This window comes from Streptomyces sp. NPDC043896 (assembly GCF_056435605.1).
Window position 1 is genome coordinate 87,754 of sequence record NZ_JBWKEE010000026.1, and the last position, 15,707, is coordinate 103,460.

General features: G+C 74.7%; 14 protein-coding genes. 6 read left to right on the forward strand and 8 right to left on the reverse strand.

Annotated features, from left to right (window positions below; translation table 11 throughout):
* Nucleotides 1-179: 179 nt before the first annotated feature.
* On the reverse strand, nt 180-662 hold the full coding sequence (locus AC069X_RS30970) for a ribonuclease FAU-1 family protein (RefSeq protein ID WP_478733724.1): 483 nt from the start codon (nt 660-662) through the stop codon (nt 180-182).
* On the reverse strand, nt 659-1,603 hold the full coding sequence (locus AC069X_RS30975; RefSeq protein WP_478733726.1) for an N-acetyltransferase family protein: 945 nt from the start codon (nt 1,601-1,603) through the stop codon (nt 659-661). The genes AC069X_RS30970 and AC069X_RS30975 overlap by 4 nt, the downstream gene beginning before the upstream one ends.
* Before the next feature lie 72 nt (nt 1,604-1,675).
* On the opposite strand from AC069X_RS30975, the gene AC069X_RS30980 reads away from it, so the two are divergent.
* On the forward strand, nt 1,676-2,077 hold the full coding sequence (locus AC069X_RS30980; RefSeq protein ID WP_478733728.1) for a GntR family transcriptional regulator: 402 nt from the start codon (nt 1,676-1,678) through the stop codon (nt 2,075-2,077).
* Between the two features lie 383 nt (nt 2,078-2,460).
* Here the strand turns inward: AC069X_RS30980 and AC069X_RS30985 are convergent, their stop codons facing one another.
* The gene (locus tag AC069X_RS30985; RefSeq protein WP_478733730.1) at nt 2,461-3,558 is read right to left on the reverse strand and encodes a DUF5925 domain-containing protein; all 1,098 of its coding nucleotides are present in this window, start codon (nt 3,556-3,558) and stop codon (nt 2,461-2,463) included.
* A 214-nt stretch (nt 3,559-3,772) separates the two neighbouring features.
* Between AC069X_RS30985 and AC069X_RS30990 the strand changes: the two genes are divergently transcribed.
* Entirely contained in the window at nt 3,773-4,582 is an 810-nt protein-coding gene (locus AC069X_RS30990; protein ID WP_478733732.1) for an SGNH/GDSL hydrolase family protein, read from the forward strand.
* A gap of 14 nt (nt 4,583-4,596) precedes the next feature.
* On the opposite strand, the gene AC069X_RS30995 is transcribed toward AC069X_RS30990, so the two are convergent.
* Nucleotides 4,597-6,201, reverse strand: coding sequence for a serine/threonine-protein kinase (locus tag AC069X_RS30995; RefSeq protein WP_478733798.1), 1,605 nt, complete (start codon nt 6,199-6,201; stop codon nt 4,597-4,599).
* A gap of 350 nt (nt 6,202-6,551) precedes the next feature.
* Between AC069X_RS30995 and AC069X_RS31000 the strand changes: the two genes are divergently transcribed.
* The gene (locus AC069X_RS31000; RefSeq protein ID WP_478733734.1) at nt 6,552-6,821 is read left to right on the forward strand and encodes a hypothetical protein; all 270 of its coding nucleotides are present in this window, start codon (nt 6,552-6,554) and stop codon (nt 6,819-6,821) included.
* 88 nt (nt 6,822-6,909) lie between these two features.
* Here the strand turns inward: AC069X_RS31000 and AC069X_RS31005 are convergent, their stop codons facing one another.
* Nucleotides 6,910-8,106, reverse strand: coding sequence for a CaiB/BaiF CoA transferase family protein (locus tag AC069X_RS31005; protein ID WP_478733736.1), 1,197 nt, complete (start codon nt 8,104-8,106; stop codon nt 6,910-6,912).
* Between the two features lie 126 nt (nt 8,107-8,232).
* Between AC069X_RS31005 and AC069X_RS31010 the strand changes: the two genes are divergently transcribed.
* Complete coding sequence (locus AC069X_RS31010; RefSeq protein WP_478733738.1) at nt 8,233-9,189, forward strand: hypothetical protein; 957 nt, start codon at nt 8,233-8,235, stop codon at nt 9,187-9,189.
* A 106-nt stretch (nt 9,190-9,295) separates the two neighbouring features.
* Here AC069X_RS31010 and AC069X_RS31015 read toward each other — a convergent pair whose 3' ends face one another.
* Nucleotides 9,296-10,420, reverse strand: a complete 1,125-nt coding sequence (locus AC069X_RS31015) for a type ISP restriction/modification enzyme (protein WP_478733799.1) — start codon at nt 10,418-10,420, stop codon at nt 9,296-9,298.
* Nucleotides 10,421-10,613: 193 nt separating this feature from the next.
* Between AC069X_RS31015 and AC069X_RS31020 the strand changes: the two genes are divergently transcribed.
* Nucleotides 10,614-10,778 (forward strand): hypothetical protein, encoded by a 165-nt coding sequence (locus AC069X_RS31020; RefSeq protein ID WP_478733740.1) that lies wholly within the window; start codon nt 10,614-10,616, stop codon nt 10,776-10,778.
* A gap of 113 nt (nt 10,779-10,891) precedes the next feature.
* Here AC069X_RS31020 and AC069X_RS31025 read toward each other — a convergent pair whose 3' ends face one another.
* Together AC069X_RS31025 and hmgA are read right to left on the reverse strand one after the other, a co-directional pair.
* On the reverse strand, nt 10,892-11,641 hold the full coding sequence (locus tag AC069X_RS31025) for a GntR family transcriptional regulator (protein ID WP_478733742.1): 750 nt from the start codon (nt 11,639-11,641) through the stop codon (nt 10,892-10,894).
* Nucleotides 11,642-11,724: 83 nt separating this feature from the next.
* Nucleotides 11,725-13,038, reverse strand: a complete 1,314-nt coding sequence (hmgA, locus tag AC069X_RS31030) for a homogentisate 1,2-dioxygenase (RefSeq protein WP_478733744.1) — start codon at nt 13,036-13,038, stop codon at nt 11,725-11,727.
* A 170-nt stretch (nt 13,039-13,208) separates the two neighbouring features.
* Here hmgA and AC069X_RS31035 point away from each other — a divergent pair, with 170 nt between their 5' ends.
* On the forward strand, nt 13,209-15,281 hold the full coding sequence (locus AC069X_RS31035; RefSeq protein WP_478733746.1) for a right-handed parallel beta-helix repeat-containing protein: 2,073 nt from the start codon (nt 13,209-13,211) through the stop codon (nt 15,279-15,281).
* The last annotated feature ends 426 nt before the right edge of the window (nt 15,282-15,707 follow it).

The window sequence follows — 15,707 nt, forward strand, 5'->3', positions numbered from 1 at the left end:
GAGCGCCAGCGGAACCGGCCGGCGCGGCGCCGCCCCCGACGGGGTCCCGACGCCGCTCCCGGCCCTCCCTGGCACCGCCAAGCTAGCCCGCTGACAGGCCCGTTCGGCCCGGATGGGGCCCCGCGCGGGGATCCTTAGGATCCCGTTAAGGAAGGCCTAAGCGGGCCCACAGGAACGCCCTACCGCAGGAGCGCCGCCAGGCCGTCCGCCGTACGTGCCTGGCCGTCCAGGGCGTCCAGCGCCCGTACGGCCCGGGCCGCCGCCTCCGGGTCGCTCTCCGCCAGCCCGCTCGCCTCGAACTCGTCCTCGTCCAGCCGCAGCACGGACGCGCCGTCCGCCGACACCCACAGGTCCAGGTCCAGGTCCTCGACGAGGATCTCGCCGCCGCGGACCACGGCCGGACGCGTGACGTCGCAGTACCAGCCCTTGAGCACGCCCTCCCCGGACCACACCTCCTTGACCGCGTACCAGCGGGTCCGCCAGAAGTGCTCCACGAACACGTCACCCGGCTCGAAGCGCACGAAACCGAAGTCCTTCACCCCCGGGGCCGCCCAGGGGGCGCGCACCGAGATCCGGTCGCCGTCGTCGGAGACCTGCGCCGCCGGATAGCTGATCTTGGTGCGGCCGGCCTTCGTGAGGGTGACGGTCCACGGCGTGCTCATCGCGCTGCTCCCAGATTCTTCGCGTGGCGCGTCTCGGACGCGCAGATCTCGTACCCGAACCACGCGTTGACCGCGAGCATCGGGGCGTTGCCGGCGTCGTTGCCGGTGAAGGCCTCGGTGTACCCGGCCGCACGGGCCCGGCGCAGCGAGTCGGTCTTGGCGAGCTTGGCCAGCCCGCGGCCGCGGAAGGCGCGCAGGGTGCCGGTCATCGCCGTGGCGTAGCGGGTCGCCCCGTCCGTCCGGGCGGCGGTGAAGGCGGCCACCACCCCGTCGACGAGGACGACCGTCGTCAGCCCGTGGTCGAGGGTCGGCTCGCGCCAGACCGAGTCCAGCCAGTCCTCGTAGTCGTCCAGCTCCGCCGGTACGTCCCCCGGCTCGTCGGCCGTCACCTCGGCGTCGGCCTCGTACAGCGGGCGCGGGTCGGCGGCGAAGGCCGACCCCGGACGCAGCTCCACCCCGGCGGGCAGCTCCCGGGGGAGCGGCGGAAGGGTGTCCGCGGCCAGGTCCAGGCGCAGGAAGTGCGCGGTGCGGCCGGCCCGGTAGCCACGCCGCTCGGCGAACGCCCGGTGGACGGGCTCGTCCAGCACCCACGCGTGCGCGTCCGACGCGCACCGCGCCGCGAGGTGCTCCTCGGCGGCGCGCAGCAGCGCCGTCCCGGCGCCGAGGCCCCGGTGGGCGGGGTCCACGTAGGCGTTCACGAAGGACTGTCCGGGCACCGGGCTGTCGTAGGCCAGGCCGGCCTGGGCCGTGCCGACGGGAGTGCCGTCCGCGGTCTCGGCGAGGAGCAGGCGGTAGTGCTTGTCGGGATGCGCGGAGGACAGTTCGTGGGCCACCCCTTCCGGGGTGGCGATCATGAACGGCAGCGCGGCGCGGCGGACGCGCACGACGGCCTCGGCGTCCCGCAGGTCGTCGGGGCGGAGGTCGCGGACGTGGATGGTCATGGGGCGGACGTTACGGGCGAAGACGCCTGCGGCGCCTGCGAATTACGCGCCGGATGAGGGACAATCGGCGGCGTGACCTCGACCAACCTCAAGATCAGGATCGACGGCTCGGCCGGCTCGGCCGCCCCTTACGAACAGCTGCGCGCGCAGATCGCGGACCGCGCCCGGTCGGGGAAGCTGCCGGCGGGCTACAAGCTGCCGACGGTGCGGGGGCTGGCGGAGGAGCTGGGGCTGGCCGCCAACACCGTCGCGAAGGCGTACCGGGCCCTGGAGGCCGACGGGGTGATCGAGACCCGGGGCCGCAACGGGACGTTCGTCGCGGCGGCGGAGGGCTCCTCCCGCGAGGCGGCCACCGCGGCGCAGGCCTTCGCGGAGCGCGCCCACCGCCTGGGCCTCACGGAGGCGGAAGCCGTGGCGGCCGCCACGGAAGCCCTCCGCGCCCGCTACTCCGCGGCCACGTCGGGCCGGCCCTGAGCTCGGGGTCCGGACTTTCGGCGGACGAGGAGCGGTTCCGCGCGGACCGCCTCGCGTACGACCGCCACACCGTCGCGCGCCGGCTGCTCCACCACCTCCTCGCCGAACGCGCCGGGGCCGGTACGGACACGGCCGCGTTCCCGCGGGACCGGACCGGGGGCGCAGGCCGGAAGGGGTTCCGGACGGGGTTCCGGACGGGATCGCGACGGTCGTCGAACGGCACGCCAGGGCCGTCGTCGTGCTGGACGGGTTCCACCGGCGGCTGGTTTCCCGGAGCGAGCGGACGCCGTTCCCCGCCGCCGAAATCGCCCTCGCGGCCGGAGCCTGAGCCCCGGGCCGGGGGAAGGGGCCGGGGGAAGGGGCCGGGGGAAGGGGCCGGCGCCCTAGAGGTAGAGCCCGGCCTCCGGGGAGTGCGGCTGCGGCGGCAGTACGGCGGCCGGTCCCGTGCCGCGCCGGAGGGCGAACAGCTCGGCCAGAGTGGCGCCCTCGCGGGACACGCCCTCGTCGGTGCCGAGCCAGTCCACCGCCTCCCCGTGGGTCAGCCGGCCGACCTCGATGCGGGCCAGGCACCGCCCCGGGCGAACCACCGCCGGGTGGAGGCGTTCGAGGTCCTCGTTCGTCGTGACGCCGACCAGGACGTTGCGGCCCTGCCCCAGCAGACCGTCCGTCAGGTTCAGCAGCCGGGAGAGGGCCTGACCCGCCGTGTGCCGGGCCTCGCCGCGGATCAGCTCGTCGCAGTCCTCCAGCAGCAGCAGCCGCCACCGGCCCTTCGCGGTGCCCTCGTCCTCGCCGATGGCGATGTCCATCAGGTAGCCCACGTCGTTGAACAGCCGCTCCGGGTCCAGGACGCAGTCCACCTGGCACCAGTCCCGCCACGACCGCGCCAGCGTCCGCAGCGCCGAGGTCTTGCCCGTGCCCGGCGGGCCGTGCAGCAGGAGCAGCCGGCCCGCGATGTCGTCCGGGGTGATCTTCATCAGCCGGTCCATCGCCGTGGCCACCGGGGCGGTGTAGTTCGGCCGCACCTCCTCCCAGGTGCCCGCGGAGATCTGCCGGGTGGTGCGGTACGGGCCGCGGCGCGGGGAGACGTACCAGAAGCCCATCGTGACGTTCTCCGGCTGGGGTTCGGGCTCGTCCCGCGCCCCCTCCGTGGCCTCGCCGAGCACCTTCTCCGCGAGCTCGTCGCTCACCGCCGTCACGGTGACGTCCGCGCCCCGGCTCCAGCGGGAGACCAGGACCGTCCAGCCCTCGCCCTCGGCGAGCGTGGCGCTGCGGTCGGTGTCGCGCGCCGCCCGGAGCACGGTGGCGCGCGGGGGCAGCAGGGTGGCTTCCGCCTTCACCCGCTCGATGGTGACGCTCTGCGCGTAGGGCTGCTCGCCGGTCGCGAACCGGCCGAGGAACAGCGCGTCGACGACGTCCGACGGTGAGTCGCTGTCGTCGACGTTGAGCCGGATCGGCAGCGCGTCATGCGGGTCTGCTGGCATGGCGCCCATGATCCGGCACGGACTGCCCGTACGCACCCGTGTTTCGCCGGATCGAGTGGACGGGTTCCCCCTTCAAACCCCTCCGAGGTGAAGGTTCCGGCAGGGTCCGCACCCCATTCCCGCCCCGAACATTCTTGGCATGAACACTTCCAGACAGCCCCGGCTGCTTGTACCACGGACTCAGGAGTAACCCCCCACAAGGAGCCGCACACACATGAGCAAGAGAATGTCGCGTTTCGCTGCCCTGACCTCCTCCCTGTTACTCGCCGCGGGCGCCGCCCTGTTCGGCGCCGGCCAGGCGGCCGCCGCACAGGCCGACTTCGGCTACGTGGCCCTCGGCGACTCGTACTCCTCCGGCCTCGGCGCCGGCAACTACGACAGCTCCAGCGGCAACTGCAAGCGCACCCCGCGCGCCTACCCGGCCCTGTGGGCCGCCGCCCACTCCCCGCAGACCTTCTCCTTCACCGCCTGCTCGGGGGCCCGTACCGGTGACGTCCTCGCCAGCCAGCTCGGCCCCCTCAACTCCGGCACCGACCTGGTCAGCATCACCGTCGGCGGCAACGACGCCGGCTTCTCCGACGTGATGACGACCTGCGTCCTGCAGTCCGAGTCCACCTGCGTCAGCCGGGTCAACGAGGCCAAGCGCTACGTCGACACCACCCTCCCCGGACAGCTCGACCAGGTCTACGACGCCATCCGGGGCCGCGCCCCGGCCGCCAAGGTCGTCGTCCTCGGCTATCCCCGCTTCTACAAGCTGAACGGCACCTGCGTCGCGGGCCTCACCGAGGGCGAACGCTCCGCCATCAACGGCGCGGCCGACCACCTCAACACCGCGATCGCCAAGCGCGCCGCCGACCACGGCTACACCTTCGCCTCGGTCGTCGGCGCCTTCACCGGCCACGAGATCTGCTCCGGCAGCGCCTGGCTGCACAGCGTCAACTGGGCCAACATCGGCGAGTCCTACCACCCGACCGCCGCCGGACAGTCCGGCGGCTACCTGCCCGTCTTCTCCGGCAAGGCCTGATCCGCGAGCCGCCTTCAGGGGCCGGCGCCCCCGCTCGGTGTGGGCGTGGGCGTCGGCGCCGGCGTCGTGGGCGGCGAAGCGGACGGCCCCGGAGAACCGGGAGAGGAGGCCCCGCCCGTCGGGGTCTCCCGCTCGCACGTCAGGGAGTACTCCAGCCACGCCGAGGCCGCCTGCGCCGGCGCCCGCACCTCCAGCCGGACCGCGTCGCGGACGCTCGCGGGGCCGGACGGGTCGCCCGGCTCGACGTGGTTCAGCTGGCGGGTCCGCGCCCCGCCCTCCTCGTACACGATGCTCCGCCACGCGTCGGCGGACGCCCCGCCCCCGTCGCGGCGCACCCAGCGGTACTCCACCAACGCCGGAGTCCGGGCCACCTCGATCGTCCCCGTGAAGGCGGGCGCGACCCCCTCGGCCGGCGGGCAGCTCCCGCTGTACGCGGGGCGCACGGCGTGCGCGTACAGGGTGACGCCCTGCGCGGCGGTGGCACTGGCGGACGCGGACGCGGTCCCGGAGGCCGAGGGGGAGGCGGAGGAGGAAGCCGGGGGTGAGGCCGGGGGCGACGCCGTCGGCGAGGGGGTGCCGTCCGGCCCCTTCTCCTCACCGGTGTTCCGCAGCAGGAGCCAGCCCAGCAGGCCCACCGCGAGCAGCAGCACCACGATCCCGAAGGTCAGTACCGCCCCGGCCCGCCCCTGCCCCGGCTCCCGGGGGCCGCGCCCCGGCCCCGGAGCCGGCGCCACCGGTTCCGGCACCGGCATCGGCGGGGTCCGCCCTGACCCCGCCCCGGCCCCGTACCCCGCGCCGTACGCCGCCCCGGCCGCGGCCGTCGGCGCGTCCGCCCCCGACACCGGCCCGCCGGGGTCCCGTACGGTCCCTCCCGCGCCGACGATCCGCAGCATCCGGGAGGCCTCCGCGGCGGACAGCCGCACGGCCGGGTCCTTGCGCAGCAGCCCCTCCAGCACCGGCTCCAGCGGGCCGGCCCGGCGCGGCGGGGGCAACTCCGAGTCCACCACGGCCTGGAGGGTGGCCAGCGGGGTGTCCTTCCGGAAGGGCGAGACCCCCTCCACGGCCGCGTACAGCATCACCCCGAGCGACCACAGGTCCGACTCCGGGCCCGGATCGTCCCCCAACGCCCGCTCCGGGGCCAGGAATTCGGGGGAGCCGACCACTTCGCCGGTCATCGTGATCGCGGCGGAGCCCTCCAGGCGGGCGATCCCGAAGTCGCTCAGCACGACCCGCCCGTCGTTGGCGACCAGTACGTTGGCCGGCTTCACGTCCCGGTGCAGCACCCCCGCGTCATGGGCGGAGCGCAGCGCGGCCAGCACCTGCTCGCCGAGGTGGGCGGTGCGCTGCGGGGTCAGCGGGCCCTCGCCCTCCAGCACCTCCGCCAGGGAGAGCCCGCGCACCAGCTCCATCACGATCCACGGGCGGCCCTCCTCGCTCACGACGTCGTAGACCGTGACCACCCCGCGGTGCGCGATCCGGGCGGCGGCCCAGGCCTCCCGCTCCAGTCGCCGGTACATGCGCCCGACCTCGGCCTCGTCCAGCCCGGCGGGGGCGCGCACCTCCTTGACCGCGACCTCGCGGCCCAGCACCTCGTCGCGGGCCCGCCACACCACGCCCATGCCGCCGCGCCCCAGCTCACCGAGCAGCCGGTACCGGCCGGCGACGACACGCCCGGTGTCCCCGCTCCCGTTCCCACTCACGCGAACCCCCCTGCGTCACCGGGTGATCACTCCAAGTTAGCGCAGGACCCGTCGGGTGGTCCCCGTCGTGACGACACTGTCACCGACTGCTGAACAGGGCGCCCCAAGTCGCCCCATTGGTACGGAGAGTGACGGTCGACTCCGCTGAGTAATCGTCAACTACCCGTAATTACAGGGGTAATTCACACCACCGGGATACCCGCGGGCGTTGCGGGGGCGATAGGGTTACCCTGCCCGGGCCGGGTGCCCTCGTACGGGTGGGGAGAGACATGGAACAGATAGCAATGCGCAGCAGGCCGCCCCGCGTGCCTGCCATCACCTGCGGCAGCAGTGCGGTCAGCTCGCGCCTCGACCGCCATCTCGCCGTGCTGGGCGGACCCGCCGCCCCGCGCCACGAGGTGGCCGAGGCGACCCTGCTGATGCGCGAGCTCACCTCGCGCGACCACACCCACGTCCAGCGGAGCCGGAGCGCGCGCGTCGCGCTCTTCGCACCGCTGCGCAGGCTGCGGCGCACGCTCTTCGGCAGCCGCCGCACCTGACCGTCCGCGCAGCCGGTCCCCCGTCCGGCTGCACTCCGGCCCCCGTCCCCACGTCCGGTGCCCCCTCCGGGCCCCGGCGCCCCCGGCCTCAGGCGATCACACCGTCCCGGCGCAATGCCGTGACCTGCGCGTCCGTCATCCCCAGGGCGCGCAGCAAGGCGTCGGTGTGCTCGCCGAGCGCGGGTACCGCCCCCATCCGCGCCTCCGCCCCGCCCGGCAGCACGATCGGCGGCAGCAGCGCCCGCAGCGGGCCCGCCGGCGAATCCACCTCCCGCCAGCGGTCACGTGCCGCCAACTGCGGGTGCTCCGCCAGCCGCGCCACCGAGTTGAGCCGCGCACAGGCGATCCCGGCCGCCTCCAGCCGTGCCACGGCCTCGGCCGCCCCGAGCCGGCCCAGGGCCTCCGCCACCACCGCGTCGGTCTTCTCCCGGCCCCGCGTACGGGCGGCGTTCGTCGCGTACGCCGGATCCTCCGCCAGCTCCGGCCGGTCCAGCACCCCGGCCGCGAGGCGCCGCCACTCCCGGTCGTTCTGCACCGACAGCAGCACGCGGTCCCCGTCGGCCGTGGCGTAGGCGTCGTACGGCGCGATCACCGCGTGCGCCAGGCCCGTCCGTACGGGCTGCTCCCCGCCGTGCATCGTGTGGTGCAGCGGATGCCCCATCCACTCCGCGAGCGCGTCCAGCATCGACACCTCCACCGGCCCGCCGCGCCCGGTCACCCCGCGCCGCAGCAGGGCGGCCAGGACCCCGGAGAAGGCGTACATGGCGGCCGCGATGTCCGCCGCCGGGATACCCGCCTTCACCGGCCGCTCCGGAGTGCCGGTCACCGAGACCAGCCCGGCCTCGCACTGCACGAGCATGTCGTAGGCGCGCTTGTGGGCGTACGGGCCCTCCGCGCCGTAGCCGGAGATGTCCACGGCGACCAGGCGCGGGTACCTGGCGCACAGCGCCGCCGCGTCGATGCCGAGCCGGGCCGCGGCCCCGTGCGCGAGGTTCTGCACGAAGACGTCGGCGCCTTCGAGCAGGCCGTGGAGCACCTCCAGGCCGCGCGGGTCCTTCAGGTCGAGGGCGATCGACTCCTTGCCCCGGTTGGCCCACACGAAGTGCGAGGCCAGCCCCCGGGCGGCGGTGTCGTAGGCGCGGGCGAAGTCGCCGCCGTCGGGCCGCTCCACCTTGACCACCCTGGCCCCGAGGTCGGCGAGCTGACGGGTGGCGAAGGGGGCCGAGACGGCCTGCTCGACGGCGACGACGGTGAGGCCGGCGAGGGGGAGGGGTTCGGTAGCCATGGGGTCTGCCTACCGGGTGGAAGCGGGGTCTGTCACCCGTGTCCGGACCCCGAGTCCGGCGGGATGTCCGGATTGTATGCGTAAGGTGCGGGGCGTCCGCCGTCGCGCCGTACCGAAGGGACACCCATGAGAGCCCCGACCGCCGCCGCACCGCTCGCCCGCTCCGCAGCCCGGCGCACGGCGGTCGTCCTGATGGCCCTCCTCACGGGCCTGGCCCTCATGGTGGCACCCGCCGGAGCGGCGGGCCGCGTCCCGGACCCGCTGAACGTGAGCGGGGGCAGCGCCAACGGCGTCGTGACGAGCGCCCCCGCGTGCCCCGCGGGACCCCTCACCGACGGCCGGCTGCTCGGCGGCAACGCCACCCTGGCCCCCGGCGCCTTCTCCTCGCTGGGCAGCCGGCTGGGCGTCAGCCTGCCCTTCCGGGTCGGCGGCACCCAGGCCGCGCTCTTCGGGCCGGACGCCCGGGTGACCCTGACCAACGCGCGCGGGACCCTCACCCTGGAGCTGAGCGCCGGGGACTGCTCCTCGCCCGGCCTCACGTACAACGGGACCACGGTGACGGGGAGCGGCACCTGGACCGTCGTACCGGACGCCACCCCGGCGAACGCCTACCGGGGCGCCGGCGGTGCGGGAACCTTCACGATCGGCGCCGACGTCACCCCGGGCACCGGCAAGCCCTGGAACCTGAGCCTCAACGGCAACGTCAGCCTCCTCCAGCCGCAGCTCGCCGTGACCCACCGCGCCTACTGGGGCGGCATCGGCACCTACCTCACCCGCACGCTGAACGTCGAGTACCGGATCCGGAACGCGGGCGCCGGCGACGCCTTCAACGTCACGCTGCTCGACGCCCTGCCCACGGCGTCCGGGATCACCCGGCTCGGCCCGGTGCCGCAGACGGTGGGCGCGATCCGGTCCGGCGCCACCGCCCGGGTGGTCGTCCGCTACCGGGTGTGCGGACTCGCCGTCGTCGGCTGCCGCTTCACCGCCGACACCCAGACGTCCCTGACGGACGCCCTGGACGGCAACCTGCACACCGAGACGGTCCCGGTGACCGTACAGGTGCCGGTCACGCCGGTGCCCTGACGCCGGGCGGCGGCCCCGGCCCCGGCCGGCCCGGCCGCGGCCGCGCGAGAAGCGGCGCGCGGCCGGCGGCACGAAGGGGTGTGCCGGCGTGGCCCGGGGGCGGCGGCTAGAGCAGCGCGAACTGCCCGCCCGGGCCCTCCTCCTGATGGTCCAGCACCGAGGCCGGACGCCGGGCCCAGCGCGGCGGCGGAAGCACCCCGGCGGCCTCCAGCTCCGCGCCCGGCAGCAGCGGACCGGGCGTGAACGCCGCCCGGTCCGCGGCCAGACCGGCCAGCAGCGCCAACGTCGTCACCAGGGCGAGCAGCTCCGAGGTCCAGGCCTGGGGCCACTCGGCCGGCCCCAGCCCCTCCAGGCCCCGCGCCTGCGGATCCCGGTGCGCGCTCCGGGCGGCGAACCACGCCTCCAGCACCCGGGTGCCCTGGACCTCGTACTCCCACGCCCCCGCCGGGACGGGGGAGACGGCCCCGTCCCCGAGCGTCAGCGTCTCCGTCTCCGGGTCGTAGCCGAGCCCCTCCGGCCAGGCCGTGACCGCCGCCCGCACGTACGGGCGCCGCCCGCCGGGCAGCCGGGGCGGTTCCCCGCCGCGCGCCCCGCGCAGCTGGACGGTGAGCAGCCGGTGGCCCAGCTCCAGCCCGGCCCGCCAGCGCTCCGGATCCGCCGCCAGCGGGACCTCGTACCCCCGCGGCCCCGGCCGGCCCGCGGCCAGGATCCAGCACAGCACGTCCTCCGGGGTGACCCAGCCGCCGTGGCGCCCGCCCAGCAGGGACAGCAGGCCCGGCGCGAGGTTCGGCTCCGCCCCGCCCGGGCGCCGGTGCAGCGGGCGGATCCGGCCGAGCCGGCCCGCCGGGAGGTGGGCGGTGGCCAGCAGGCCGGGCGCCTCCAGCAGGAACACCTGCTGCGCGTCCCGGACCCGCCACAGCTCGGGGCGGGCGGAGTCGATGAGCCGCTGGTCGGGGAGCAGCCACTGCTCGTCGAAGGGCGCGCGGAGGACCCGTACCGGCTCCGGGAAGGGGCCGGGCGCGTCGGCGAAGCGGGCGGTGGCGGCGGAGCGCTGGCCGGGCAGGGCAGCCGCCCCGGCGGAGGGCGTACGGCTGCGGCTCGGGCGGAACAGCCGCTCCCGCTCCGCCCCTTCGGCGCCGGTCAGGGCCGCCCAGCGGGCACGCAGCGTGGCGGGATCGGGCGCCGCCACCCAGTCCCGGCCCAGGCGCAGGCCGCCCACGGCCCAGGGCATCAGATCGTCCAGCAGCGGTACGTCAGCGCTCACCCGGCAGATGGTAGCGACGGGCCGCCGGGGCCGGGCCTTGTCCGGGCCGAAGCGTTACGCTCCTTATGTACGCATCCGCTACGGATGTGACGCGCGACGCGTGACGCGTGACCCGGGTATGCGCGGGCCGTGCGCGCGCAGCGGCACGGAGGAGCCGGCCATGAGCATGTACGACGAGTACTCGACACCGTCGCAGGCCGAGGGCGAGCGGCTCGACGAGGACATGGACGAGCGGGAGAAGATGCAGCGCCACCCGCAGACGACGCGCACCACCCCCTCACAGGCCGAGGGCGAGCGCGGAGCGGAGGAGCAGGACGAGAAGTGAGGGCGCCGCCCGTCCGCGCCGCCCCCTGACCCCGCCGGTGACCCCGACGGTGAACACGACCGCGACCGCGACCGCGACGGCGATCCCGGTCCCGCCGGTGACCGCGACCGCGGCTACGGGGCCTCGACGGTCACGGTGAAGGAGAACCGGTCGCCCCGGTACCGGATCCGCGCCACGTCCACGACCCGGCCGTCCTCGTCGTAGGTCACGCCCGTGTAGTGCAGGATCGGGCTCAGCAGCGGCACCTCCAGCAGTTCGGCGGTGACCGGGTCGGCGAGCCGCGCCTCGACGGTGTCCGTGATCCGGCTGATCCGTACGCCGACCACGTCGCGCAGCACCTTCGTCATCGGCCAGCGCTCCAGGTCGGCCACGTCCACCGCGCCCGCCAGCTCCGGCCGCACCGCGTTCTCCGCCCAGTTCGTGGGCTCCCCGCTCTCCCCGTCGCGCCGGAGCCTGCGGTACGTGACCACCTCCGCCGTGTCCGGAAAGTGCTCCAGCAGCTCCCCGGACACGGGCGTCCGCTCGTGGCCGAGCACCGTCGTCAGGTCACCCGACTGCTGCGCGACGATCGCGTCCACCGAGCCGAGCAGCCGCACCGGGGCGCTGCGCATCGCGCCCGGCTCGATGAACGTCCCGCGCCGCCGGTGCCGGCTGATCAGGCCCTCGCCCTCCAGCTCCTTGAGCGCCTGGCGCATCGTCAGCACGCTCACCCCGTAGTGCTCGGCGAGCTGCTCCTCGGTCGGCAGCCGCAGCGAGGCGTCCGGAGTGCGCCCCAGTATCGAGGCGCGCAGGGACTGGGACACCTGGTACCAGAGCGGCAGCTTCCGGTTCAGCACCAGGGAGTCGGGGGCGAAGGCGGTCACGGGTCGTTCTCCGTACGGGCTGTCCCCGCCGTCAGGCGGCGGGGCGGAAGGAGCGGAGGTCGTGCGGGGGCACGCAGGGCATGTTAGGCACGGAAGTGGCGCTGGAGACCCTCCCATACGTCGTCGTATCCGCGCTGGAGGTGCTCCGCCCCGGCCGCCTGGGCGGTGGCGGTGATCGGCCAGCGGGTCTCGAACATGAAGGCCAGGCCGTCGTCGATCTTCTGCGGCTTCAGCTCGGCGGCGCTCGCCTTGTCGAAGGTCTCCCGGTCCGGGCCGTGCGCGGACATCATGTTGTGCAGCGAGCCGCCGCCCGGCACGAACCCCTCGGCCTTGGCGTCGTAGGCGCCCTCGATCAGGCCCATGTACTCGCTCATCACGTTCCGGTGGAAGTACGGCGGGCGGAAGGTGTCCTCGCCGACCAGCCAGCGCGGGGCGAAGACGACGAAGTCCACGCCCGCCAGGCCCGCGGTGTCGGAGGGCGAGGTCAGCACGGTGAAGATCGACGGGTCGGGGTGGTCGTAGCTGATGGACCCGATCACGTTGAACCTGCGCAGGTCGTAGACGTACGGGACGTGCGTGCCGTGCCAGGCCACCACGTCGAGCGGGGAGTGGCCGTAGGTCGCGGACCAGAGGTTGCCGCAGAACTTGTTGACCACCTCGGTCGGGCGCTCCACGTCCTCGTACGCGGCCACCGGCGCCCGGAAGTCGCGCGCCGCGGCCAGGCCGTTGGCGCCGATCGGGCCCAGGTCCGGCAGCTCGAAGGGCTGGCCGTAGTTCTCGCAGACGTAGCCGCGCGCATCGCCGTCGAGCAGCTCCACGCGGAAACGGACGCCGCGCGGGATCAGCGCCACCTCGCCGGGGCCGGCGCTCAGCAGGCCGAGCTCGGTGCGCAGCAGCAGGCCGCCGCGCTCCGGGACGATCAGCAGCTCGCCGTCCGAGTCGCTGAAGACCCGGTCGGTCATGTCGGCGTTGGCGGAGTAGAGGTGGACGGCCATGCCGGTGCGCTGGGTGGCGTCGCCGTTGCCGCCGAGGGTCCACAGGCCGTCCAGGAAGTCGGTGCCGGGGGCCGGGTCGGGCAGCGGGTTCCAGCGCAGCCGGTTGGGGTCCGGGACGGACTCGGTGAAGGGCGCGGTGCGCAGGGCGCCGTTGTCCACGCGGGTGAAGGCCGGGTGCGCGGCGGAGGGGCGGATCCGGTAGAGCCACGAGCGGCGGTTGTGGCGGCGCGGCTCGGTGAAGGCGCTGCCGCTCAGCTGCTCGGCGTAGAGGCCGAGGGCGGCACGCTGGGGGGAGTTCCGGCCGAGCGGGAGCGCGCCGGGGACGGCCTCCGAGCTGTGCTCGTTCCCGAAGCCGGTGAGGTACTCCAGCGCCTCCGCCGTCTTCCTGGCCTGCTCACTCATGGGCTTGCTCCCGCTCCGTCGAAGGAATCCTATGGTCGACAGTAGGATTCCGGGCCGCCCACGTCAACGGCGTCTTGCGGCCAACGCGCCGTCGGGGCGGTGTGAGGCCCTCCCACGGGATCGCGCGCGAGGGGCTCCCAAAAGATGAACATTGCTCTACTCTCTCGCGCATGTCGTGGACCCGCAGGTTCCCTGCCGTGCCGGCGGCGCTCCTCGCCGCCCTCCTCGCCCTCCTGTCCCTCCTCGCCACCGCGCCCGCCGCCCACGCGCACGAGGAGCGCCCCGTCACCTTCCCCGACGGCACCGGCTCCGTCCCCCAGTACCGCGCGGCCGAGCCCGACCTGCTCGTCTGCAAGACCGACCGGCCCGCCTTCGAACGCCGGATCGCCGCCTTCCCGCCGGAGCTGCACCGGCGCAACCTCGACCTCTACGAACGCTGCGAGAAGAACGGCTACCGCCACCTCCAGGAAGCCGTGGACGCCGTGGACCGGCCCGGGATGAACATCGCGATCCTGCCCGGCCTCTACGAGGAGGAGCCCTCCCTCCCGAAGCCCACGGGGGAGTGCGCGAACCTCAAGGCCCCCGACTCCTCGCTCGGCTATCAGATCCTGTCGTACGAGCAGCAGGAGAAGTGCCGCCACAACCAGAACCTCGTCGCTGTCCTCGGCAAGAAGAACCTGCAGATCGAGGGCACCGGCGCCGCCCGCACGGACGTCGTCGTCGACGCCAAGTACCAGAAGCTGAACGCCATCCGCGCCGACCGGTCCGACGGCATCTACTTCCGCAACTTCACCGCGCAGCGCACCACCTTCAACTCCCTGTACGTCCTCGCCGTCGACGGCTTCGTCATCGACGACGTCCTCACCCGCTGGAACGACGAGTACGGCTTCCTGACCTTCGCCAGCGACCACGGGCTCTACAAGAACTGCGAGTCCTACGGCAACGGGGACTCCGGGATCTACCCCGGCAGCGCCTCCGACATCAACGACGGGCGCGGCTACGACGTGCCCCGCTACTCCATCGAGATCACCGGCTGCCGCAGCCACCACAACATGGTCGGCTACTCCGGCACCGCAGGGGACTCGGTGTGGGTCCACGACAACGAGTTCGACCAGAACATGGGCGGCGCCTCGATGGACAGCGCCTTCCCCGGACACCCCGGACTACCGCAGAACCACGCCCGCTTCGAACGCAACCTGATCCACGACAACAACGCCGACTACTACCACCACGTCGCCGACGGCACCTGCGCCAAGCCCCCCGTCGAACGCGGCTACGAGCAGGGCGTCGTCTGCCCGCAGATCTCCATGCCGCCCGGCACCGGCATCATCACCGCCGGAGGCAACTGGAACCTCTACGAGGACAACTGGGTCTACGGACACCGGCGCGCGGGCTTCTTCCTCAGCGCCGTCCCGGCCTTCATCCGGGGCGAGGAGGAGTGGGCCAAGCAGACCGACACCTCCCACCACAACCGGTACGCGGGCAACGTCCTCGGCAAGGACAAGTCCGGAGCCTCCCGGCCCAACGGCACCGACGTGTGGTGGGACGGCCAGGGCCGGGGCAACTGCTGGCAGGACGGCCCCGACGGCTCCACCCCGGGCACCCTGCCGCAATGCGGGAAGGAACGCGGACAGGTCAGCGGCGCCTCGGCCCGGCTCGTGGGCGAACCGGTCAAACTCACGCAGCTGATGGTCTGCGCCGACTACAACGTCCAGGCCCGCAAGCTCCCCGCCGGCTGTGACTGGTACGGCGCCCGGGGCCTGGAGCGGGTCGAGACCCAGATCGCGCTGGCGGTGGCGGCGGTCCTGCTGCTGGTCGGCGGCACGCTGTGGTGGCGGCGTCTGCGCGGCTCCCGGTGGGGCACCGCGGCCTCGCTGCTGGGGCTGGCCGGTCTGGCCCTGGACGTGGCCGGCTCCACGATGCCGCTCGTGGACACCCCGGTCCCGGCACTGGCCCTGCTCCTCCTCGGCCTCTGGTGGACGGGCGCCGGCTTGGCGCTGCGCCCCGGCCGCCCCTGGCTGGCCCGCCTCACCCTCCTCCTCGGCGCCCTGACGCTGCTGGACGCCTTCGACAAGGCCGTCCTGATGATCCCGTGGATCCCGCTGAGCCCCGCCTGGGTACGGGGCCTGGTCGCGGTGGTGTGGGTGCTGTGGGCGGTCGTCGCCTCGGCCCGCCCGACCCCACCCCCCGCCCGGAGCGACACCCCGGCCGCCGACCCCACCCCAGCCGCCCCCACCCCCTGACCCCGGCGCCGCCCCGCACCCGCGCCCCCTGACCCCGCCCCCTGCCCACACCCGCCCCCCCCGCCCGCACCCGCGCCCCCTGCCCACACCCCGCCCCCCGCCCGCGCCCTGACCCCGCCCCGCGCCCCTTGCCCGCGCCGAGCCCCCATCCCCCTGCCCGCGCCGGGCTGGCCGCCGCCGCCATCGGTAGCCGCCGACCCGCCGCAGCCCCGAACCCGCCCGGCCCCTGCACCCGCCGGCCCCCGAACCCGCCGGCCCCCGCACCCGCCCGGCCACCGGACCTCCCGGCGGCGGACCGCCCCCCCCGGGCGGCGGTCCGGCGGGGAGCCGGGTGGGAGCGGGGGCCGGCTCCGTACCGCTCCACGACCGGAGGCCCGTAGTGACCGTGCCCGCAGAGACCCGCATCCGGTGCGACGTGTGCCGGAC